Origin of the sequence: Streptomyces sp. NPDC056347 (assembly GCF_042262625.1) — a bacterium.
Taxonomy (GTDB): Bacteria; Actinomycetota; Actinomycetes; order Streptomycetales; family Streptomycetaceae; genus Streptomyces.
In genome coordinates, this window is sequence record NZ_JBHJQP010000045.1 from 1 (window position 1) to 22835 (window position 22835).

A 22835-nucleotide genomic window follows, 5' to 3' on the forward strand; every position below is an offset into this window, starting at 1 on the left:
CCCCTTCACCTGTCCGGAGGCTCCGCTGAACACCGTCACGGCCGAGACCGTCTCCGTGGTCCTGCTGCTCGGCGTGCTGGTCTTCGCCGTGGTGCGCCCGAGGGGGCTGCCGGAGGCGACCGCCGCCGTGCCCGCCGCCGTACTGGTGACCGTGGCCGGTGCGGTCTCCTGGCCCGAGGCCCGGGCCCAGGTGGGCAGTCTGCTCCCGGTCGTCGGCTTCCTCGCGGCGATCCTGGTGCTGGCACAGCTCTGCGCGGACGAGGGGCTGTTCACGGCCGCCGGGGACCTGGTCGCCCGCGCCTGCCGGGGCCGCACCGGGCCGCTGCTCGGCGGGGTCTTCCTCGTCGCCGCGGTGATCACCGCCGTACTCAGCCTGGACGCCACGGTCGTCCTGCTGACCCCGGTCGTCCTGGCCACCGCGGCCCGCGTCGGCGCCCGCCCCCGCCCGTACGTCTACGCCTGCGCGCACCTCGCCAACTCGGCGTCCCTGCTGCTGCCGGTCTCCAACCTGACGAACCTGCTGGCCTTCACCGCGAGCGGTCTCTCCTTCACCCGGTTCGCGGCCCTGATGGCCCTGCCGTGGGTGGTTGCCGTCGCCGTCGAGTACGCCGTCTTCCGCCGGGTCTTCGCCGCCGATCTGGCCGCCGGGGCGCACCCGCCGGAACCCGGCACCGACCGCCCGCCCGTGCCGGTCTTCACGCTTGTCGTCCTCGGGCTCACGCTGGGCGGGTTCGTCGTCACCTCGTTCGCGGGCGCGGAGCCGCTGTGGGCGGCGCTGGCGGGCGCCGGGGTGCTGGCGGTCCGCGCGCTGGTCCGGCGCGATACCAGTGTCAAGGGGATCGTCCGCTCCGCGCACCCGCTGTTCTGCCTGTTCGTCCTCGCGCTGGGCGTCGTCGTCCGGGCGGTGGTGGACAACGGGCTGGGGGCGGGGATCGACGCGTTCCTGCCGGACGGCTCCTCTCTGCCGGAACTGCTGGCGGTGGCCGCGGTGGCGGCGGTCCTCGCCAATCTGATCAACAACCTGCCCGCGATACTCGCCCTGCTCCCGGTCGTCGCGGCGGCCGGTCCGGGCCCGCTGCTCGCCGCCCTGATCGGCGTGAACCTCGGCCCGAACCTCACCTATGTCGGCTCGCTCGCCACTCTGCTCTGGCGCCGCATCCTGCACGCCCATGACGCGGCCCCGGATCTCGGCGACTTCACCCGGCTCGGGCTGCTGACCGTACCGGCGACCCTGGGCGCTTCGACGGTGGCGCTGTGGGGGGCGCTCCAGCTGATCGGGGTGTGAGGCGGGGGCCCGCGACGCCGGGGGTCACCTCTTGAGGAGCGGGGTGCCGAGCGCGAGCTTCGCGCCGTCGCAGTCCTCGTCGACGCCGATGCGCAGCCGCAAGCCGTTCTCGACCTTCAGGGACAGCTTCTGGGGCTTGCCCAGGACGAGCTTGCCGACCCACAGGATGGTGTCGTCCACCTTGATGGTCAGCCGTGCCGACTCGTAGTACGAGCCGTCGTCGATGCCCGCGGTCAGCTCGAAGGTCCGCCAGGCCCGGCCGAGGTCGAACTCCATGTACGGGGCCTCACCGCAGTCGGGCGACGCCACGTAGGCCTCCGGGTGCTGCTGGGCGTTGAGGGTCGCCGAACCCACCTCGAAGTAGGCGGGGTCGGCGATCGCGCTCAGCGTGGTCAGCGACACCTCACGGGCATCGGCGACGGTGCCGGGCGTCGAAGGGGCGGCGGACGGGTCGCTGTCCTGGCCGTCCGTACTGCCGGAGTCCGGATCGGGCGTGTCGCTGCCGGTGCCGGAATCCGGGGGTGTGGGGGTCCGGGACGAGGTATCGGCGGCGTGGTCCGTCCGGCCGCCGTCGCCGTTGTCGCGCAGGAGCGCCCATGCCCCGCCCGCGCCGAGCACGGCGGCGACGAGCACGGCCGCCACCGTCAGGGCGACGGCCGGCCGCTTCCCCTTCTTCTTTCCGGGCACCCCGTCGGGCCGGGGCGGGTTGGGGACGGACGGTCCCATCGAGGCCTCCGGCGGCTTCCCCGGCGTGGTGGCGGGAGCGGTCGAGGGCGCGGTCGAGGGGCCGGAGCGGACGGTGGTGGGCGGTGCCACCCCGGGATCGGCGGACGCGGTGATCGGCGGCGGGAAGGCCGGGGGCGCGTCGGCGCCGGGGACGGCGGGCGGCAGGGAGGGCGGCGGCGGCACGGCGGGCAGGCCCGCACCCGGCGTTCCCGCGCCCGGTACTCCCGCACCTTGTGCCCGCGTCCCCGCTGTTTCCGTCCCCGGCGCCTCCGTGCCTGCCGCTCCCGTGCCCGCCGCTCCCGTGCCCGGTACGGCGTCGTGGACCGGGGCGACGGCCGACGCTCCGGTGACCGTGGTCGACACCACCGCCGAGCGCATGTCCTTCACCCAGGACGTCAGGTTCTCCGGCCGCCGGTCCGGCTCGGCCGCGCAGATCCGCAGCAGCCGCTCCACCCGGTCCGGGGCCGCCGCGGCCACCTGGGGGAGGGCGGAAAGGGCGGCCCGCAACTGCTCCGGGGTGCTCGGCGGCGACTGGCCGCTCAGCAGGAAGTAGGCAATCGCGCCGAACGCGTACCGGTCGGTGTGCGGCGTCCGCTTGCCCTCGAAGACCTCCGGCGCCGCGTACCCCGGGGTGAACCAGACCTCCGCCGTCCGGTGGTCGGCCGTCAGCTTGCTCAGCCCGAAGTCGACCAGCGTGGCCTGCCCGTGCACGTCGACCATCACATTGCCCGGCGACAGGTCGCCGTGCACGACGGTCCGGCCGGAGGGTGTCGCCCGGCCCGAGTGCAGCCAGTCCAGCACGTCGGCCAGCTGCTCCAGCGTCCGCAGCACCTCGCGCCGCTCGGCGTGGCTGGCGAGGGTGCGCTCCTCCCGCCAGTCGCGCAGGTCGAGACCCTCCACATGATTCATGACCAGGACGAGCGAGCGCCCGGCCGCGGTCGAGGACGCGCCCCGCCCGTGGATCGGCGGCCCCTCGAAATGCTCACGCACCCCCACCACGCCGGGACGGTTCACGAACCGCAGCAGCTCCGCCTGCTCCTGCCACTTCGCACTGAGCCGCTGGAACTGCTCGACGGTGATCGTGGTCCTCGAGTCCATGACCTTCACGACCACGGTCTCCGGCGCCCCGTCGAGCTCGATCTCGGCCCGGTAGAGAACGGCCTCGCCGCCCCGCCCGATCGAATTGAGCAGGCGGTATCTGTCCGGAGCCGAATCCGGCCCGATGTGGTGCGACGCACTGTTCAACTGGTCCCCCAACACAAGTAATTGACGAGCCATAAGGTTGCCGTCAGAGAGGGAGCCGGTCAATGCGCGAACGCCTCCGGACAGGTCCTGCCGGTCGGGACGTGCCGCCCCGGGCCGTCTTGGACTTCCCGCCCGACCTGTTGGACGTTCACCGCACAGCCGCCCCGAGTCCTTCCGTCCGCCATCCGGCCGGATTAGCTTCCCGGCTGAACGACAGGACTCGGGAGGCTCACTTGACCACGGACATCTCACGGCGGCGGCTCCTCGCGATCGGCGGCGGCGCGCTCGGCGCCGCGGCGGCCGGGTCGCTGCTGCCGCCCTCGCTCCAGGCCGCGATCGCCGCGCAGCCCGCCCACGCGGCCGGGCACGGCGGCCGCGACGGGCTCGGCGCCATCAAGCACGTGGTGATCCTGATGCAGGAGAACCGTTCCTTCGACCACTACTTCGGCACGCTCCGCGGCGTACGGGGCTTCGGCGACCGCAACGCCGTCGAGCTGCCCGACGGCCGGCCGGTCTTCCAGCAGCCCGCACCGCTGGGCGCCTCCGTGCTGCCGTTCCCCGTGCGCGACGCCGCCGAGACGCAGAAGAAGGACCTCCAGTACATCGGCGCCCTCGACCACTCCTGGAGCGGCGGCGGCAAGGCGTGGGCCGGCGGCTGGATGAACGGCTGGATCTCCGCGAAGACCGCCGCCACCATGGCGTACTACGACCGCCGCGACATCCCGCTGCACTACGAGCTCGCCGACACCTTCACGGTCTGCGACGCGTACCACTCCTCCATCCACTCCTCCACCAGCCCCAACCGCAACCACCTCTGGAGCGGGAAGACCGGCAACGAGCCGAACGGCGAGCGGGCCGTCGGCAACGACGCGTACGACGAGGGCACCCACCCCGGCTACGACTGGGGCACCTACGCCGAGCGGCTGGAGAAGGCCGGGCACAGCTGGCGCACGTACACCGAGTGGGAGAACTTCACCGACAACCAGATCGAGTTCTTCGCCACCTTCAAGGCCGTCGCCCGCAAGGCCCTGGCGCGGACCGGCGGCCACACGTACATGGAGTCGTTCTACTCCGCGATACGCGACGCCGGTGACGCCGAGCGGCAGCGCCTGTTCGGGCTGCTGGAGGAGGGCGTCGCCACCCTGGACAAGACCGAGCGCAGTCTCTTCGAGCGGGCTCTGCGCCGGGTGGAGACCGGGACCCTGGCCGACGAGTTCGCCAGGGACGTGGCGGCCGGGACCCTGCCCGAGGTCTCCTACCTGGTGCCCTCCGCCGTCGACTCCGAGCACCCGAGCGTCTCCTCGCCGGTGCACAGCGCCACGATCGTCTACAAGGTCCTGGACGCGCTGGGCAGGCACCCCGACGTGTGGCGGCACACCGCGGTCTTCATCAACTACGACGAGAACGACGGCTTCTTCGACCACGTGCCGCCGCCGGTCGCCCCGGCCGAGGTGACCGAGGAGCAGTGGGAGGGCAAGCCCACCGGCCTCGGCATGCGGGTCCCGATGCTCGTCGTCTCCCCGTGGACCGTCGGCGGCTACGTCTGCTCCGAGGTCTTCGACCACACCTCCGTGATCCGCTTCCTGGAGCGCTGGACCGGAGTGAAGGAGCCGAACATCGGCGCCTGGCGGCGCACCGTCACCGGCGACCTGACCTCGGCCTTCGACTTCTCGCGCACCCGGCGCCGCCCCGAGGTGGAGCGGCCCGGCACCATCCCGCCGTTCAGCGGCCGCTGGTCGCCCAAGCCGCCCGCCGTGCAGCGGATGCCCGAGCAGGAGCCCGGCCACCGCCCGGCCCGCCCGCTGCCCTACCAGCCGGACGCGCAGGCGAGCCTGGTGAACGGCGCGGTACGGGTGGCACTCAGCAACACCGGCCGCTCCTCCGCCCACTTCGCCCTGTACCCGTACGCGGGCGAGTTCCCCGCGCCGCTCCACCGGGACGTGCGGGGCGAGGCACGGTGGACGGTGCCCGTCACCGGGGACGCGTACCGGTTCACGGTCACCGGGCCGAACGGCTTCCGCCGGGAGTTCGCCGGACCGGCGCGGGACGGCGCCGCCGAGGTCGCCTCCCGCATCGACGCCCGTGAACGCGACGTCCACCTCACCCTCCGCAACACCGGCCGCACCACGCTCACCTTCACCGTGCGCCCGCTCGGTTACGTCGACGAGGCGGACCTGCGCGACTGGACCCGCACCGTCAAGGTGAAGCCCGGCCGCAGCCGTACGGTGGTGCACTCCGCGGCCGACGCGCACGGCTGGTACGACCTGGCCGTCACCGTCGACGGGGACGACGTCTTCCGCCGCCGGCTGATGGGGCACATCGAGAACGGCCGGGCGAGCGTCTCGGGCTGACGGCCCGCCCGGCAGGCCGTCCGCAGGGGAGTCCGGTGCCCGCCGGAACCACGGCGGCGCGGCCCACGTGTCCCTGATCATGAACGAACTGATCGAGAAGTGGGACGGAGTCACGGCGGGCGCCGCCCCCGAGGAGGCGGATCCCGTCGTCCTGGAGTGCGCCCGCCTGCTCGCCGCCGAACCGGACGGCGAGCAGGCGGTTCTGCTGGCCTTCGGGCTGGTGAGCATGGCGCCGTACATCCTCGGGCGACGCGGCGCGGCCGTCGAGCGGGCCGTGGTGGACGCGCTGGGCGCCGCCGCCGACGCCCTGGACGAGCGGGGCCTCCGGGCCGACGGGTGCGGGCACGCGGACCATCCGTACACCGACAGCCTGGAGGAGTGGGACACGGACGTGGACGGACTGTCCTACGCGCCGGACGTCGAGGTTCCGTTCGACGAGTGGGACGGGGCCGACTCCTGCCCCCGCAATGCCGCCGGATGGGCGCGGACGGCCGCCGACGTGATCCTGCCGGGCAGCGCGGACGGCATCCCCCAGATCGTCCCCGAGGACCATCAGAGGTACATCCGCAGCCTGGGCAGTGTGCTCAACGACTATCCGAACGGTGAACCGCTCTGGGACCTGGAGATCCACGCCGTACCGCCCGGCGACCTCTCCCGGGCCTCTCTCGCCGGCTATGTCGTCGTCGCCCACGCGAACTGCTGGTACGCGGGGTCGGGCCGGATCAGACAGCGGTCGCTGCTCGACGACATGATCGAGGGCCTGGAGTCCGTACTGCCGCTGCTGCCGGACGGGGCCTGCGCGCACGGGGACGGCGAGCACCCGGCACTGGGCTCCGGCCGCGACCAGCAGGCCGCCGAGGGCATCCACCTGCAGAGCCCCGGCGGCCGTGCCGTCCTGCGTCAGGAGCACGCGGACGGATACGGGGCCCCGCTGGAGGCATGGACGTGCCCCACCTTCCTGCGCGCCCTCGCCGTCGAGGCCCGGGACCATCTGCGCGAAGCGGTCGACCGGCTCTTCGGCACCCGGGAGACGGCACATCTGGACCGGGTGTACCTGCGCCCCGACGGCCGGCTCGACATCGAGTCGCTGAGCGCGCGGCACGCCCCGTTCCAGGACGAGACGGCCTCCGAGGAGGCGGCGCTCTGGGCGGCCCGGCGCTACGAGCGGCTCGGCCCGGACGGACCCGCCCCCGAGCGGACCGTCCTGCTGCTCCTGATGGGCACGGCGGCCGACTCCCTGGAGCTGTCGTACGGGATCGCCCGCGAGATCCTCGGCATCCTCCGTACCGCCGCCACCACCCTGCCCGGCGGCGGCTGCGACCACGCGGACGGCCATGCGCCCGGCGGTGAGCGCGCGTCCGACCGCCTGGCACGCATCGTGCGCCTCCACGCCCCCGGAATGTGCCCCGCCGCCGGCGCGGATTCCGGCCAGGGCTCCGGGAGCGAGCCGCTGACCTGTCCCGTCCATCTGGCGGAGGTCGTCAGGAAGGGCATCGCGGAGATCGAGGAGCAGTTCGAGGACGAACTGGAGGCGGAGGAACAACGAGCCGGGTGAGACGGCCGGACCGCCGTCGCGGAGGGGGCCGCGGTGCCCCCTCCGCGCCTGTTGTGAATAAGGCCACGAAAGAGACAAAGGATCATATTCGGCTGCCAGAGTGACGGTTCTCAGGTCATGCGTCCTTCGCAGCAGATCCCTGTTCCATGCTGCCCGGGGACCACGAACCAGCAGGGAGCACGTCCGTTGGCTGCCATCGCCCGCTGGTGCATCAGGCACCGTCTCATCGCCGTTCTCCTCTGGCTGCTCGCCCTCGGCGGCACGGCCACCGCGGCGGTCCTCGCGGGTTCCGCGTACTCCAACGACTACAACGTGCCCGGCACCGAGTCCGGCCGGGCCGCCGAACTCCTCCAGAGCGGTTTCACGGACCTCGGGGGCGACACCGACACCATCGTCTGGCACACCTCCGACTCCACCGTGCGGGCCGACGACGTCCGCCAGACGATGACCCGGACCCTGCACGCCGTCGAGGAACTGCCCGGGGTCGGCGCGGTCACCGGCCCGTACGGGGCCGCGGGCGCCGGGCAGATCAGCGGCGACGGCCGCACCGCCTACGCCGTGATCACCTTCGACCAGCGGGTCGAGGACATCCCCGCACCGCAGGTTGAGGCCGTCGTCGACACCGCCCGGCAGGCCGCTTCCGGCCACCTCCAGGTGGAGCTGGGCGGCCCCGCCGTCGCCCTCACCGAGGCACCCTCCGTCCATCTCGGCGAGGCCGTCGGGGTGGTCGTCGCGGCCGTCGTCCTCTTCCTCGCCTTCGGCTCGTTCGCCGCCAGCATGCTGCCCATCGCCACCGCGCTGGTCTCCGTCGGCACCGCCTACGCGGGCACCGTGCTGCTCGGCCACGCGATGACCGTCGCCGACTTCGCGCCCATGCTCGGCATGCTGATCGGGCTCGGCGTCGGCATCGACTACGCCCTGTTCATCGTCACCCGGCACCGCAGAGGGCTGCGCCAGGGCCTCACGGTCGGCGAGGCCGGGGAGAACGCCGTCGCGACCACCGGCCGGGCCGTGGTCTTCGCCGGGGCGACCGTCTGCATCGCCCTGCTCGGCATGCTGATCCTGCGGCTGGGCTTCCTCGACGGGGTGGCGATCGCGGCCTCGCTGACCGTCGTCCTGACCGTGGCCGCCTCGGTGACCCTGCTCCCGGCGCTGCTGTCGTTCATCGGCCCGCGGGCGCTGGGCCGGCGCGAACGGGCCCGGCTCGCCGCGCACGGCCCGCGCCCCGAGGTGCCGACCGGCTTCGCCGCCCGCTGGTCCGCCTTCGTCGAACGCCACCCCAAGCTGCTCGGGGCGGTGGCCGCCGCGGTGATGCTGGTCCTCGCCCTGCCCGCCTCCGCCCTCCACCTGGGCACCTCCGACCAGGGCAACAACCCCGCCTCCGCCACCACCCGCAAGGCGTACGACCTGCTGGCCGAGGGCTTCGGCCCCGGCGTCAACGGACCGCTGACCATCGCCGCCCGGCTGGACGGCGCGGGCGACCGGCTGGCCATGGACGGCCTGCCCGCCACGCTGCGGCACACCCCGGGCGTCGCCTCGGCGGGCCCGGTCACGTACAACAGCGGCGGCGACACCGCCTTCGTCACCGTCGTACCGACCACCTCGCCGCAGTCCCGGGAGACCAGCGACCTCGTGGACCGGCTGCGCACCGAGGTCCTGCCGGGCGCCGCGGAGAACACCTCGCTCCGGGCCCATGTCGGGGGAGTGACCGCCGGCTACGACGACTTCGCCCGGATCATCGTCGGTAAACTCCCGCTCTTCGTCGGCGTGGTCGTGGGCCTGGGCTGTCTGCTCCTGCTCCTGGCCTTCCGGTCGGTCGGCATCCCGCTGAAGGCCGCGGCGATGAACGTGGCGGCCGTCGCCGCCTCCTTCGGGGTCGTCGTCGCGGTCTTCCAGTGGGGATGGGGAAGCGAAGCACTGGGACTGGGCAGCTCCGGGCCGATCGAACCCTTCCTGCCGGTGATCATGGTCTCGGTGCTCTTCGGACTCTCCATGGACTACCAGGTGTTCCTGGTGGGGCGGATGTACGAGGAGTGGCTGGAGACCGGCGACAACCGGCGGGCCGTCCGGGTGGGCCTCGCCGAGACCGGCCGGGTGATCAACTCCGCCGCCGTGATCATGATTTCGGTCTTCCTCGCCTTCGTCCTCAGCGGCGACCGGGTCATCGCGATGTTCGGCATCGCGCTCGCCGCGGCCGTCGCACTCGACGCCTTCGTCCTGCGCACGCTGCTGGTCCCGGCGCTGATGCACCTGCTGGGCGGGGCGAACTGGTGGCTCCCGCGCCGCCTGGACCGGCTGCTGCCCCGGTTCAGCATCGAGCCGCCCGACACCCGTGCGCCCGCACGTGCGAAGATCCCGCAGACGGCGGAATCGGTACGAGAACCGGCACGAGAAGGAGCATGATGTTCGCGGTATCCCTGGGCGACGACGGTGCGGAGCTGCGCCCGCTGGAGATCTGGCAGGCGCAGGAGTTCCTCGACCACGTGGACCGGGCCCGGGAGCTCGTCGACCCGTGGATCCCCTTCGCCTCCTTCGCCACCGACCTCGATTCGTCCCGTGAACTGCTGCGCCGGTACGCGGAGAAGCAGGCGTCCGACACGGGACGGCTCTACGGCATCTGGCTGGACGGCACCCTGGTCGGCGGCGTGCTGTTCCGGATCTTCGAGGCCGAGTCCGGCAACTGCGAGATCGGCTGCTGGCTGGAACCGGCCGGCCTGGGCCGCGGCCTGGTGACCCGCGCGTCCCGGAAGCTGATCGACTGGGCGGTGTACGAGCGCGGCATGCACCGCGTGGAGTGGCGCGCCTCCGCCGGGAACACCGCCAGCACCGCCGTCGCCCGGCGGCTCGGCATGACGCGCGACGGGGTGCTCCGCGAGAGCTTCCTGTACCGGGGCGAGCGGCACGACTCGGAGATCTGGGCGGTACTGGCCCCGGAGTGGCGCTCCCAGCAGCAGTCCTGACGGCGCAGGCCGCTGTCCTGACGGCGAACCGGACCGCTCGGCCCGGGCTTCCACGGCTCGGGCCTCCGGCCCCTACGCCTCGGGCTTCCGCGCCCCGTACCTCTGCGGACCGGGCCTGCGGACCCCGGGGCTCCGCGGACCGGGCTTCTGCGGACCGGGTCCCTGAGCCTCGGAGCCGAAGCGGGCCGGCGCGTATCTCCGCTGGTGCTCACGGTACGACCGGGCCAGATGGTGCTGGAGCCGGATGTGCCGGAACTGGTACACCGCCCCGGCCTGCCGCAGCACGCCCCGGCGGTACGCGTCGTCCAGGAACGCCGCCGTGTCCCGGGGCAGCCGGCCGGTCAGCGGCAGCCACACCCGGGTCAGTACCAGCCAGCGCCCCCAGGCGGTGAACGAGAGCGCGTACGCCGAGGCGCCGCCGAGCCCGCCGATGGCACCGATGAACAGCGCGTCCGACAGGGGCCAGGACAGCGGCCCGAGAATCCCGTCGAGCAGCCCGGCGAACAGGCGGCCACCGGCGGCGATCGCCAGGGTCAGCATCGGGGCCAGCACGAGCACCTGCCGGACCACCGTGGCGCGGTTCGAGGCCAGCAGTCCGGCCGGGGTGGCCGCCGAGGCGACGTCCAGCGGCGCCTCGAGCGCAGCCACGATCCCGAAGACCAGCCCGGCGCCCGTCCCGAAGATCAGGCCGAAGACCAGCATGTTGATGAGGGTGCCCCTGATCACCAGCTCGTTCGTGAGCGGGATCCCGTAGAACAGCCGGCGCTGGAGGGCGAGGGCACACGCGCACCCGACGCCCATCACGAACCCGCCCGGCAGCACGGCACCGAACCGGGCGGCGAACGCGCGCACCGGTCTGCGGCCCCCGGTGCCCGCCCCGGGCAGCCGCAGCCCCGGCCGCACATGGGCGGGCTCGAAGGCCGTTCCGCCGAGCCGGACCAGGACCGCGTGGACGGAGCCGAAGGCCAGACCCGCGACGAGCCCCATCGAACCCCCCACCAGGAGGACCTCGAAGGCCGCGTCGGCCGGGAACGACAGGACGAACAGATTGACGGCCCAGTCGGCCACCGCGACGCAGAGCGCCGAGACCACCACCACCGCCAGCAGCCGGGTGGACAGGCGCAGCGAATCACCGATCCGCCACCACGCCAGGTCCTGCTGCTCGCGGTCGGAGCGGGCGAGGTGATGGGCGAGATAGCCGAGCCAGCGCTCGGCGCGCTCCGGATCACGCTGCCGCCCCCGGCGGACGCCCGCGCTCCGCTCGGCGACGCGACGCCGGTACACCGTCGGCACGAAGCCGGCCAGCAGGTGCTCCTCCAGGGCGTTCTCGTCGGGGAACAGCTCGGCGTCCAGCAGGTCCGAGGGCTTTCGCCCGGGGGAGTCGCTGTACATCGTCCGCGCCAGCACGATCATGAGCGGGGTGCTCAGGACCCGGGCCAGGGGAGTGTCCGCACCGCCTTCCGGGGCGCGCAGCCGGTTCAGCACGTCGGTCCAGACCGCTGAGCTCCCGCCGTCGTCGCGGGGGACCGGCCGGGCCGTGCGGGGCAGGTAGTCGGCGAGGTCGTCGAGGGTGAGGTCGGTCAGCTCGATCCCGGCGGCCCAGACCAGCGGGGCCCGTACCTTCCCGACGGCCTCGGCGAACTCGTCGCGCCGGCTGGTCAGGACGAGCGGGAGCGAGGTGTCGTTCAGCACCTCCAGGGCCGTACCGCGCAGCTTCTCCGCGATCTCGTCGAAGCCGTCCAGGACCGGCAGCACGAGATCCGAGTCGACCAGGGCCGCGGCCAGCGTCGCCCCGCCGGGGGCCCGGCGGGTGAGATGCGGGTGGTCGCGCAGCAGCCGGTCGATCAGCCAGTCCCGCAGCGCGACGTCCGTGGGGTCCCAGGAGCCGACGCTGAAGAGCACCGGCACCCGCTCCTGGGGCCGACGGTCCGCCAGCCGGTCCAGGACGAACCTGATCGTCAGGACCGACTTGCCGGACCCGGCCCGGCCCAGCACCACCAGCCGCCCGGACAGGACGCGCCGGTAGACCTCGGCGACACTGCTCAGATCGCCGCTGAGATCCATGTGCTCCGGTGCCGCACCCGGCGGCAGACGCTGAATGTTTTCCGAATGGTCGGTAAGCGACTCGGGAGCGTCCCGCCAGCGCACCGGAAGCGGAAAGGGGTCGTGCACCCGCCGGTGCTCCTCCTCACGCTGCCAGCGCCGTCGGATCTCCCGGGCCAATTCATCGGCGGCGGTGCCGACCTCATGATGAACGGGTGCCGCGACGGAAGGTTCCCGGGGTGCCGGAACGGGCGGCGGCACCGGCGGCGGACCGGAACGCGGTAATGATTCCGATTCCCCGCCCGTACCGGAATCAGGGACGGGAACGGGAGCCGGCACCACAACGCCCGCGGCCGCCGTCGCGGATGCGGCGGCCGGTCCCGCGAGGGTGGCCACGAGCCGCTGCCGGTCCTCGGCCCCCGCCTCCAGCGCGTCCGCCAGCGACTCCACCGTGCCCAGCCGGTAGTCGCCGGAGCTGCCGGTCTCCAGTCTGCGGATCGTGCGCACGCTCACCCCGGACCGCTCCGCCAACTGCTCCTGCGTCAGCCCCGCCCCATGGCGCAGCCGACGCAACAACGTGCCGAGCCGGTCCGCCACTTCGACACCCCTCCCACCACCGTGCGCGGTCGCGACGACCCTACCGGCGGCGACCGGTCATATATGGCCGGTCGCATGTCCTGTACGCGGATCGGCGCGAACAGCACGATCGGTGGTGCCCGGCGAGGAGCGCCGACACGGGGCGGCGCACCCGTCGGGTACCTGCGGCGCGAAGGGCGCCCGCGGGGTACGGACCGGCCCGGCACCGGACCCGACCGCCCCTCAGGGCTTTCTCCCGCCGCGATTCATGAGGAGTCGACATGGCCTTCCGGTTCTGGTGCGGCGAATGCGGATTCAGGACGGCCTGGCTCGCCGAATCCGAGGGTGCCAGAAGGCAATTGGAGCATTACGCGAAACAGCACCCGGGAATTCCCGCCGGTGGCCATGTGGAGACCAATCGGAAGAACCCGGACGGGGGTTTCGGATGTCTCCGGGCCGCGGGAATTCTCGTCCTTCTGCTCGTCGTCGCGGCCGCATGCCGCCACTGAGGCACGGCCGGACCCCACCGGACAGCCGAAGAACGACCGACCGATTCGAAGGGACAGGAAAGCGAATGAAGAAACTCAATGTGCTCGGTACGGCCGTGGTCACCGCGGCCTGCCTGCTGGCCGCCGGCGTCGGCCCGGCCACCGCCGCCACCCGGGCCGCCGGCTCCTCGGCCACCACCACCGCCCAGAGCCCGGCCGACATCCTTCGGGCGGGGGCCCAGCAGGGCGTCGCCGACGGGTACCCGGGCGTGATCGGCATGGTCAGGAAGGGCGACGCCACCCAGTACGTGCACGCCGGCGTCGGAGACCTCGTCAACAAGGTCCCCGCCGACCCGAAGGCCAAGTACCGGATCGGCAGCAACACCAAGGCGTTCGTCTCCACCGTGCTGCTCCAACTGGAGGGCGAGGGGAAGCTCTCGCTGGACGACACCGTCGACCGCTGGCTGCCGGGAGCGGTCGACGCCAACGGCTACGACGGCTCGAAGATCACGGTCCGTCAGCTGCTGAACCACACCTCGGGCCTGCCCGACTACTTCAAATCCGTCCGAATCAGCGCACCGTACTTCCTCAACGCCAATCCGAGGGAGGTCTTCCCGCCCCAGAATCTCGTCGACGTCGCCCTCGGCATGCGGGCTCCGACGACCCGGCCGGGAGAGAAGTACGACTACTCCAACACCAACTACGTGCTCGCCGGCATGGTGGTCAAGGCCGTCACCGGCGAGGAACCGGCCACGGAGATCAAGCACCGGATCATCGGACCCCTCGGCCTGAGCGACACCACCTTCCCCACCTCGGACCCCGCGCTCTACGGCAACCACCTGAACGGCTACGTGATCCGGACGATCTTCATCAACGACGGCACCGCCTCCAACGTGCAGGTATTCGGCAGCGCCGGGGCCATGGTGTCGACCCTGGACGACCTGGCCACGTTCTCCCGGGCTCTCATGGCTGGAAAACTCCTGAAGCCCGCGCAGATGACCGAGCTGAAGACTACGGTTCCCGTCACCGCCGACGTCGGTTACGGGCTGGGCATCACGCGCACCGAACTGCCCTGCGGAAAGTGGGCCTGGGGACACAACGGCGCGGTGCTCGGCTACTACAACAACTGGCTGAGCAGCGAGGACGGGACCGAGCAGGTGCTGCACGCGAACAACGAGTACCACCTGCTCCTCGGCACGCCGGGGCAGACCCACACGGGCAAGGCCCTGACCGACGCGTTCTGCGCGCTCTGATCCACCGCACCGGTACCGCCCGCGAGAGCACTCGCGGGAGCCATCCGCCCCAACCTTCCCGGAGAGGACATCCGATGAGAATGCCGCTGCCGACCACCTGGCGGGCCCGGACGAGAACGGCCGTGGCCGCCGCCGCGCTGACCGTGACCGCGACCCTCACCGCCCCGCTCGCCCACGCCGACGGCGCCGCGCCGCCGGTGCTGACCGACGGGTTCGGCCTGACCCAGGTCGCCGGGGGCACCGAGGTGCACTCGGACACCGACTTCACCATCACCGTCACCACCCCGCAGCTCTCCGGGCAGCACAAGATCCGCATCTTCCTGCCCAGCGGCTACCGCACCCAGCCGGACAAACGCTGGCCGGTGACGTACTTCCTGCACGGCGGACCGGGCAGCCCGGACGACGCCGCGGCCGTCCCCGCGCTGCGCTCGGACTCGATGATCACCGTCGTACCGGACGGCGGACGCAAGGGCTGGTACGCCGACTGGCTCATGCAGAACACCGCCGAGGGCGCGGCCAACTGGGAGACCTTCCACCTGAAACAGGTCGTCCCCTTCATCGACGCGAACCTGCGCACCCTCGCCGACCGGGGCCACCGCGCCGTCACCGGCCTCTCGATGGGCGGTTACGGCGCCCTGCACTACGCCGAGGCCCGCCCCGACCTCTTCGGCCACACCGCCGCGCTCTCCGGCGGCATCGACTTCGGCATGGCGGAGATACGCGCCGTCGTCCTGGCCACGGAGCTCAACCTCCCCGGCGCCTGGTGCGCCCTGACCACCTCCGGCACCGGCGACTGCACCGGCTACGGACCCCCCGTCGACAGCGACGCCATTTTCGGCTCCCCGTACCCGGTGTTCGACGCGGACCGGATCTGGAAGGCGGTCGACCCGGCCGCCCCGGTCAACCTGGCCAAGCTCGCCGACACCGACGTCACCCTCTACACCGGCGACAACGACCTGATCGACCACTACACCGCGATCGCCTCCCGGAACGTCAAGTCCCGCATGGACGCGCTCGGCCTGAAGAGCCGGTTCGTCGACTACGGCGACGGCGCCTCGCTCTCGCCCCAGTGCAACGGCGGCCACAACTACGGCTGCTGGGCCGCCGCCTTCGCCGACTACGTACCCCGCCTCACGGCCGCCTTCGACGCCGCGAGCTGACCCGGCACCACCGGCAGGGCCGTGCCCCGGCGCCACCGGGACCGGGGCACGGCTCCCCAGCACGCAGCACGCAGCACGCAGCACGCAGCACGCAGCACGCGGAGAACGGAGCGGTGGCCCGTCCCTTCCCGGGCGCCGTGCGCGTGGTGACCGGACCGGGAACAGCCCCCGGGCCGGGCGGGAGCCCCGCTCACTCCTCGGCGTCGGGAGCGCCCGGCGGCGCGTCCGGGCCGGACTCCCGGTCCGCCTCGGGCGCCCTGACCACCACCTTCCCGGAGGCCAGGTCGATCGGACCGCGTCCAAGATCGCCGACACCGAGATCCACCCGGGACAGCTCGAGCCGCTTCTGCTCGTCCGAGGTGTGCTTTCGTCCCGGTGCGAAGATCTCCTCGAAGAAATTGAACACCGGCCGCCACGCCCTTCCACCGCTGCCGCCCCGCTAGCGCACCGTGAGCAGCAGGATCCTGTCGTCCCCCGGCTTCGGGGTGCCCCGGGTGTCCGTATTGCTCGTGACCAGCCAGAGCTTGTCGCCGCCCGCGGCGAGCACGGTGCGCAGACGGCCGTACTGTCCCTCCAGGAACGCCTGCGGTGCCGCGAAAGGTTCCCGTTCACCGCCGGAGAGCGGGATCCGCCAGAGCCGCTTGCCACGCAGTCCCGCCACCCAGACCGAACCCCGGGCGAAGGCGATCCCGCTCGGGGACGCCTGGGAGGTCTTCCACTGAGCCACGGGATCGACGAACCCCTTCTTCCCCGACTTCCCCTCGGCCCGCGGCCAGCCGTAGTCGCCGTCCGGCACGATCCGGTTCAGCTCGTCCCAGGTGTCCTGGCCGAACTCGGAGGCCCACAGCCGCGCCTCCCCGTCCCAGGCCAGCCCCTGCACATTGCGGTGCCCGGACGAATACACCACGGAGTCCGCCGACGGATTGCCGTGCACCGGCTGTCCGTCCGGGCTCATCCGCAGGATCTTGCCCGCCAGCGATTCCTTGTCCCGCGCGAGCCCGGTGTCCCCCGTCTCACCGGTCCCCGCGTACAGCATCCGGTCCGGGCCGAAGGCGATCCGGCCGCCGTTGTGGATCGACCCCTTCGGGATGCCGCGCAGGATCGTGTCCGGCGCGCCGAGGAGCTGACCCGGTGTCGTGCCGTCCTCGTCGTACTGCATCCGGGCGATGCGGTTGTCGGACTCGGTCGTGAAGTACGCGTACACCAGGTGGTCCGCACCGTACGTAGGGGCGACCGCGATCCCCAGCAGACCGCCCTCACCGGCGGGCGCCACCCCCGGCACCGAACCCAGCAGGGTCTTCTTCCCGCTCTCGCCGTCGATCCGGGTGATCGTCCCCTTGTCGCGGGAGGACACCAGCAGATCGCCGCCGGGCAGCGCCGCGAGCCCCCAGGGCGAGTCCAGGCCCCCGGTGAGCGTCGACACCACCTTCACCGAACCCTTCGCGGGCGGTGTCCGGGGCGAGGCGGTGGGGGAGGGCGGCGGCACCGAAGCCGTGTGCGGGGCGGGCGGCGTACTCGCCGTGCCCGCCGTGCCGGTTTCCCCGCCCGCGGAGCAGCCCGTGCCCAGCACCAGCGCCCCGGCCGTCAGCGCGGCCAACGCCGGGGCCCGGCGCCCCCGCCGCCGCCCGGCAGGGTTTCGTACAGATCCGAACAGAACACCGCGCACAGCACCGATCCCTTCGACGGACACCTGACCACTGTTCCTATCCCGCGAACCCGCCCCGGGGCCCCGGAACCGGCCACCGGGGGTCCGGAAGGCCGGGCCTCAGTCCCACGACCCCTGCGCCCGGGGCAGCGCGGCGATCTCCGCCAGGTCCCGCGGGGTCAGCGCCAGCCCGGCTGCCGCCGCGTTCTCCACCGCCCAGTGCTCCCGCTTGGTCCCCGGCACCGGCACCACGTGCGGCCCCTGCCGCAGCACCCAGGCGAGCGCCACCTGCGCCGCGCTCGCCCCGTGCCGCTCGGCGATCCGCCGCAGCCCCACGACCACCGGCTGGTTCGCCGCCATCATCTCCGCCGTGAACCGGGGATGCCGGGCCCGCAGATCCTCCGGCTCGAAGCCCTGACCGGGCGTCAGCGTGCCCGTCAGATAGCCGCTCCCCAGCGGCTTCGCCGCCAGCAGCCCCACCCCGCGCGTGGTGCACCACGGCAGCAGGGACTCCAGGGCCTCCGGCGACCAGACCGACAGCTCCGCCTCCACGGCGCTCACCGGGAAGACCTGCTGCACCCGCTCCAGCTGACGGATCGTTTCGTCGTACATACGCGACCCGGCCCGCCGCGAGGCCCGCGCCCCGACCGCGCAGAGCCCGAGCGCCCGTACCTTCCCGGCGGTCACCAGGCCGGCCATCGCGCCCCAGGTCTCCTCGATCGGCACCTCGGGGTCGGGCCGGTGCAGCTGGTACAGATCGATCACATCGGTCTGCAGGCGACGCAGCGAGGCGTCGCAGGCCCGCCGCACATAGCCGGGACGGCCGTTGGCCACGATGTGCTGATCGCCCACCAGCAGACCGCACTTGGTGGAGACGAACGCGTCCGACCTGCGGCCCTTCAGTGCCCGGCCGACCAGCAGCTCATTGGTGAACGGCCCGTACATGTCGGCCGTGTCGAGCAGTTGGACGCCCGCGTCGAGCGCGGCGTGCACCGTACGCAACGCGCGGTCACCGCGCTGCTGCGAGGCGCTGTACGCCCAGCTCATCGGCATGCAGCCGAGACCGACCGCCCCCACGGCGAGCGCCGCCGCACCAAGACTCCTGCGCTCCAACTCCCCGATCCTCCCCGGGCCCACCGCCGAACCGGGCCCACGCCCCGCCGTCGCGGGACCGCACCGCACACCCCAAAGTAACCTCTGCCGCCCACCGCACCTCGCACGGCCTCCGACGATCACCCTCCCGGTGGCGATTAGCCTCCTGACCATGACATCGACGAACACCTCCGACAGCCCCGCACCGGCGAAGACGCCCGAGGTGTGGCTGCCGTTCCCGGCCGGTGGGATCGACGGGCTCCCCGAGGGGCTCGCGTACCGGTTCTGGGACGGCGGGCCGGACTTCCCGGCCGATCCCGCCGACTGCGCCTTCTACGTCGTGCCGTACATGAAGGGCTCCGCGGTCTCGGTGCGGCCGCTCGCCGGGATGACGGGCGTCCGGGTCGTGCAGACGCTGACCGCGGGCATCGACCACGTGGAGCCGGGGCTCGGGGTGCTGCCCGCCGGGGTGCGGCTCTGCAACGCGAGGGGTGTCCACGAGGCGTCCACCGCGGAGCTCGCCCTCACCCTGATCCTCTCCTCGCTGCGCGGCGTCCCGGGCTTCGTGCGCGGCCAGGACGCGCAGGAGTGGCGGTCCGGCTTCTACCCGGCGCTCGCCGACAGATCCGTACTGATCGTGGGGTACGGGTCGATCGGCGCCGCCATCGAGGACCGGCTCGCGCCCTTCGAATGCGCGCGGGTGGTGCGCGTCGCACGCTCCGCGCGGGCATCCGCGCGCGGCCCCGTGCACGGGCTCGACGCACTGACCGGTCTGCTGCCCGAGGCCGACGTCGTCGTGCTGTCGACCCCGCTGAACCCTTCCACCCAAGGGCTGGTCGACGCCGGGTTCCTCGCCGCGATGCGCGACGGGGCGCTGCTGGTGAACGTCGCCCGGGGCGGCGTCGTCGACACCGCGGCGCTGCTGGCCGAACTGGAGTCCGGCCGGCTGCGCGCCGCCCTCGACGTCACCGACCCGGAACCCCTGCCGCCCGGCCACCCGCTCTGGCATGCTCCCCACGTCCTGATCACCCCGCACGTGGGCGGCAGTTCCTCCGCCTTCCTCCCGCGCGCCAAACGTCTGCTGGCCGCGCAACTGGGGCGGTTCGCGGCGGGGGAGCCGGTGCGCAACGTGGTGCTCACCACCGGCTGACCACGCAGCGAAGGGCAGCGGTCGCGCACGGTACAGGACAACCTCCCTGATCGTCACGGAGAGTAGAGGAACTATGTCCCTGTGTGACGGGTCTGGTGTATCGTCCCGAAAGGGGCGCTGAGCCGCGGAGTGGAGGGACGGCGCCGGGGAGGACGCGACACGCGAGGGGGCGACGGGTGATGCACGGGCGATGGGCGCACGATCCGACACCACCGGACAGCCGAAGGGGGCCGGCGTACGCGGCGATGCCGGGGGCGCCCCGGTGAGCGCGCCGGCCGACGCCCTAGGGGCGCTGCTCTCCCGGAGGTCGGCCGCGGGCGGCGTGTCCCCGCTGCTCTGGCAGACCCTTCTCGGTGTCGTCTGGGCCGGATACGCCGTGGGCTCGGCCTTCGGCTGGGGATCCCCGCAACTGGCCGCGTTCATGGGGGATTTCGGCCTCTGCGCGGCGGCACTGGTCGCCGCCGTCTCCTGCTACCGCTACGCGCGGGAGGGCAGCAGCCGCTTCCGGCCCGCCTGGCTCCTCTTCGCGCTCTCCTCGTTCATGGCCGCCGCGGGCAACGCGGTCTGGGGCTGGTACGAAGTGGTGCTCGGGCTCCCGGTGCCCACGCCCTCCCTGGCCGACCTGCTGTTCCTCTGCTTCGCGCCGCCCGCCATCGTCGGACTGCTCGTCCTCGCCAAACGCCCCGTCACCAGAGCCGGCTGGCTCTGCCTCGCGCTGGACTCCTGGCTGATCGGCGGATCGCTCCTCACGCTCTCCTGGAGCCTCGCCCTCGCCCACACCGCGCATCTGGTGGACGCCGAGGGCGTGAGCGTGGCCCGGGTGGCGCTGGCGCTGGCCTATCCGCTCCTGGACATCGTGCTGGTCTCCATGGTGCTGGCGCTGCACTTCCGCCGGTCCAGCGTCAATCGTTCCGCGGTGAACACGGCCGTCGCCGCACTCGCCCTGACCGTACTGTCCGACGCCCTGTTCACCTCGCCGCTGCTGCGCCAGGCCTACCATTCCGGCCAGATGCTGGACGCGGGCTGGTTCGCCGGCTCCCTGCTCCTCGCCTACGCCCCCTGGGGCGCCAACCGGGCCGCGGACATCGTCCTGCCGCCCCGCGGCGCACCGCCCGTCAGCCGCCCCATCGCGGGCTCCCTGGCCGCGCTCACGCCGTACCTCGCCGCCGCCGTCTGCACCCTCGGCATCCTCTACAACGCCATCGAGGGCCGCCGGGTGGACCGCGTCGTGATCTTCACCGGCTGCACGGTGGTGCTCGCCCTGGTCGTCCGGCAGGGCATCATGCTCGTCGACAACATCGCCCTCACCCAGGAACTGGCCCAGAAGGAGAACCACTTCCGCTCCCTGGTGCAGGGCTCCAGCGACGTCATCATGATCGCCGCCCCCACCGGCGTGCTGCGCTACGTGAGCCCCGCCGCCGCGGGGGTGTACGGGCGCGAGGCCGAGGAGCTGGTCGGGGCCGAGCTCTCCTCGATCATCCACCCCGAGGACCTGGGCCGGGTCATCCATGAAGTGCGCCGCTTCCTCGCCACCCCGCCGAGCGAGGAGCCCACCACCCGGATCGAGTGCCGCTTCAGATCCGGCACGGGTGACTGGCTCAACGTCGAATCCACGGTCAACCGCCACCAGGGCGGGCTGATCCTCAACAGCCGCGACGTGACCGAACGGGTCCGTCTCCAGGCGCAGTTGCAGCACAACGCCGAGCACGACCCGCTCACCGACCTGCCCAACCGCGCCCTGTTCACCAAGCGGGTCCGCCAGGCCCTCGGCGGCCGCCGTTCCGGCGACCCCGGCACCGCCGTGCTCTTCATCGACCTCGACGGCTTCAAGGCGGTCAACGACCGCCTCGGTCACCAGGCGGGCGACGAGCTCCTCGTCCAGGCCGCCCACCGCCTCCACGAATCCGTCCGGGCCGGGGACACCGCGGCCCGCCTCGGCGGCGACGAGTTCGCGGCGATCATCCTCGGCGACGGCACCCGCGACCAGTCCGCCCGGGAATGCCAGGTCCACGAGATCGCCGACCGGCTGCGCCTCACCCTCTCCCAGCCGTACCGGATCGGTACCGGGGACGTCCGGGTGGCCGCGTCCATCGGGGTCGCCTTCGCCGAGCCGGGCATCAGCCCCAGCGACCTCATGCGCAACGCCGACCTCGCCATGTACCGCGCCAAGGCCGGCGGCAAGGACCGCGTCGAGCTGTACGCCCCCCAGATGCAGGCAGATGTCGTACGCCGCTCCGAGCTGGCCGCCCGGCTGCGCACCGCCCTGCGCGACGGCGAGTTCGCCCTGCTCCACCAGCCGGTGGTGAACCTCGCCACCGGTACGGTCGCCGCCGTCTCCGCCCAGGCCCGCTGGCGCTCGGCCCAGGGCATCCTGTTCACCCCGGCGGAGTTCCTCCGCGTCGCCGAGGACAGCGACCGCACCGCGGAGCTCGGCCGCTGGCTCCTGGAAGAGGCCGTCGAGCAGGCCGCCGAGCGGGCCAGGGCCGGGCACCCGGTCTCCGTCGCCGTGCGGCTGTCCGCCCGCCGCCTCCTCGACAAGGGGATGCCGTCCGGCTCCGTCGAGGCACTGCTCACCCGGCACGGCCTGCCCTCCGGCGCGCTGATGATCGAGGTCGCCGACAGCGACCCCCGGATCTCCTTCGACGAGCTGGAGCAGCGTCTGGCGGCCCTGCGCCGCATCGGGGTCCGGATCGCGCTGGACGGCTTCGGCAGCGGCTACGCCGCGATCAACGCCCTGCGCAGACTCCCCATCGACGTCTTGAAACTGGATCGAGAACTGGTCGAGGGAGTGGTGGAGTCCGCTCGACTTCACAAGATCACCAGCGGTCTGCTGCGCATCGCCTGCGACCTCGGTCTCCAGTCGGTCGCCGACGGCGTCGACGTACCGGAGCAGGTCCTCGCGCTGCGCGCCATGGGCTGTACGCACGCCCAGGGCATGGCCTTCTCCGGGCCGCTCGACGAGTACCGGCTGCGCCGCGTGCTCGCCCGCAGGGAGTTCCCGGTGCCCGGCAGTAGCCTGGCCCAGCCGGTCCTGACCGGTGGCGCCGGCCCCCTCCTCAGTGGATCACATGTTGAGACGTCCATCCCACCCACTTGACATCGCGAGTGCGTCGGAGAGAGGGTCAATGCCATGCGCACCCGAATTCTCGTACTTGGACAGCGCGTCGGCTGAAGCAGAGTCCCGCACGGCACTCCGCAGACCAACACCGACGCGCTCCCCTCGCTTGCCTCAGGCACGAGGGGTTTTTTGTTGCACCGGCACTACGCAAACTGTCGCAAAACACCCGCAGAAACCCTCAGCTTCGA

14 protein-coding genes are annotated in these 22835 nt (G+C 72.6%); 9 read left to right on the top strand and 5 right to left on the bottom strand.

Translation table 11 applies throughout. The features are described 5' to 3' along the window. The first annotated feature begins 25 nt into the window (after window positions 1–25). Window positions 26–1285: an SLC13 family permease gene (locus ACFCV8_RS13215; RefSeq protein ID WP_376685442.1), complete on the top strand. Its 1260-nt coding sequence runs from the start codon at window positions 26–28 to the stop codon at window positions 1283–1285. A gap of 24 nt (window positions 1286–1309) precedes the next feature. Here the strand turns inward: ACFCV8_RS13215 and ACFCV8_RS13220 are convergent, their stop codons facing one another. Next, window positions 1310–3256, bottom strand: a complete 1947-nt coding sequence (locus ACFCV8_RS13220) for a protein kinase (RefSeq protein WP_376685415.1) — start codon at window positions 3254–3256, stop codon at window positions 1310–1312. 233 nt (window positions 3257–3489) lie between these two features. Between ACFCV8_RS13220 and ACFCV8_RS13225 the strand changes: the two genes are divergently transcribed. The 4 genes from ACFCV8_RS13225 to ACFCV8_RS13240 all read left to right on the top strand — a co-directional run bounded on the left by ACFCV8_RS13225 (window position 3490) and on the right by ACFCV8_RS13240 (window position 10122). Further along, a complete protein-coding gene (locus ACFCV8_RS13225) occupies window positions 3490–5607 on the top strand; it encodes a phosphocholine-specific phospholipase C (RefSeq protein WP_376685416.1) in 2118 nt (705 codons plus the stop codon). 79 nt (window positions 5608–5686) lie between these two features. Continuing rightward, the gene (locus tag ACFCV8_RS13230) at window positions 5687–7162 is read left to right on the top strand and encodes a hypothetical protein (RefSeq protein ID WP_376685417.1); all 1476 of its coding nucleotides are present in this window, start codon (window positions 5687–5689) and stop codon (window positions 7160–7162) included. Between the two features lie 186 nt (window positions 7163–7348). Then, window positions 7349–9565, top strand: a complete 2217-nt coding sequence (locus ACFCV8_RS13235) for an MMPL family transporter (protein WP_376685418.1) — start codon at window positions 7349–7351, stop codon at window positions 9563–9565. Continuing rightward, window positions 9565–10122, top strand: coding sequence for a GNAT family N-acetyltransferase (locus tag ACFCV8_RS13240; RefSeq protein ID WP_376685443.1), 558 nt, complete (start codon window positions 9565–9567; stop codon window positions 10120–10122). Before ACFCV8_RS13235 ends, ACFCV8_RS13240 begins: the two co-directional genes overlap by 1 nt. 72 nt (window positions 10123–10194) lie before the next feature. Here ACFCV8_RS13240 and ACFCV8_RS13245 read toward each other — a convergent pair whose 3' ends face one another. Continuing rightward, the gene (locus ACFCV8_RS13245; RefSeq protein WP_376685419.1) at window positions 10195–12762 is read right to left on the bottom strand and encodes a helix-turn-helix domain-containing protein; all 2568 of its coding nucleotides are present in this window, start codon (window positions 12760–12762) and stop codon (window positions 10195–10197) included. A 553-nt stretch (window positions 12763–13315) separates the two neighbouring features. Here ACFCV8_RS13245 and ACFCV8_RS13250 point away from each other — a divergent pair. Further along, window positions 13316–14482: a serine hydrolase domain-containing protein gene (locus tag ACFCV8_RS13250; protein WP_376685420.1), complete on the top strand. Its 1167-nt coding sequence runs from the start codon at window positions 13316–13318 to the stop codon at window positions 14480–14482. Window positions 14483–14556: 74 nt separating this feature from the next. After that, complete coding sequence (locus ACFCV8_RS13255; protein WP_376685421.1) at window positions 14557–15642, top strand: alpha/beta hydrolase; 1086 nt, start codon at window positions 14557–14559, stop codon at window positions 15640–15642. Window positions 15643–15832: 190 nt separating this feature from the next. Here ACFCV8_RS13255 and ACFCV8_RS13260 read toward each other — a convergent pair whose 3' ends face one another. The 3 genes from ACFCV8_RS13260 to ACFCV8_RS13270 form a co-directional block, all read right to left on the bottom strand. Next, window positions 15833–16048 carry a DUF6191 domain-containing protein gene (locus ACFCV8_RS13260; RefSeq protein WP_376685422.1) on the bottom strand — a complete coding sequence of 72 codons (216 nt, stop codon included), beginning with the start codon at window positions 16046–16048 and terminating at the stop codon, window positions 15833–15835. A 33-nt stretch (window positions 16049–16081) separates the two neighbouring features. Then, entirely contained in the window at window positions 16082–17239 is a 1158-nt protein-coding gene (locus ACFCV8_RS13265) for a PQQ-dependent sugar dehydrogenase (protein ID WP_376685423.1), read from the bottom strand. A 168-nt stretch (window positions 17240–17407) separates the two neighbouring features. Next, complete coding sequence (locus tag ACFCV8_RS13270; protein WP_376685444.1) at window positions 17408–18364, bottom strand: aldo/keto reductase; 957 nt, start codon at window positions 18362–18364, stop codon at window positions 17408–17410. A gap of 187 nt (window positions 18365–18551) precedes the next feature. Here ACFCV8_RS13270 and ACFCV8_RS13275 point away from each other — a divergent pair, with 187 nt between their 5' ends. Both ACFCV8_RS13275 and ACFCV8_RS13280 read left to right on the top strand, forming a co-directional pair. Then, on the top strand, window positions 18552–19529 hold the full coding sequence (locus ACFCV8_RS13275; protein ID WP_376685424.1) for a 2-hydroxyacid dehydrogenase: 978 nt from the start codon (window positions 18552–18554) through the stop codon (window positions 19527–19529). A 262-nt stretch (window positions 19530–19791) separates the two neighbouring features. Continuing rightward, the gene (locus ACFCV8_RS13280) at window positions 19792–22626 is read left to right on the top strand and encodes a putative bifunctional diguanylate cyclase/phosphodiesterase (protein WP_376685445.1); all 2835 of its coding nucleotides are present in this window, start codon (window positions 19792–19794) and stop codon (window positions 22624–22626) included. The last annotated feature ends 209 nt before the right edge of the window (window positions 22627–22835 follow it).

What these genes read in the sequence shown, in the direction of transcription:
- ACFCV8_RS13275 (WP_376685424.1), top strand. Translation starts at nt 18,552, where the DNA reads ATGACATCGACGAACACCTCCGACAGCCCCGCACCGGCGAAGACGCCC.
- ACFCV8_RS13240 (WP_376685443.1), top strand. Translation starts at nt 9,565, where the DNA reads ATGTTCGCGGTATCCCTGGGCGACGACGGTGCGGAGCTGCGCCCGCTG.
- ACFCV8_RS13250 (WP_376685420.1), top strand. Translation starts at nt 13,316, where the DNA reads ATGAAGAAACTCAATGTGCTCGGTACGGCCGTGGTCACCGCGGCCTGC.
- ACFCV8_RS13255 (WP_376685421.1), top strand. Translation starts at nt 14,557, where the DNA reads ATGAGAATGCCGCTGCCGACCACCTGGCGGGCCCGGACGAGAACGGCC.
- ACFCV8_RS13230 (WP_376685417.1), top strand. Translation starts at nt 5,687, where the DNA reads ATGAACGAACTGATCGAGAAGTGGGACGGAGTCACGGCGGGCGCCGCC.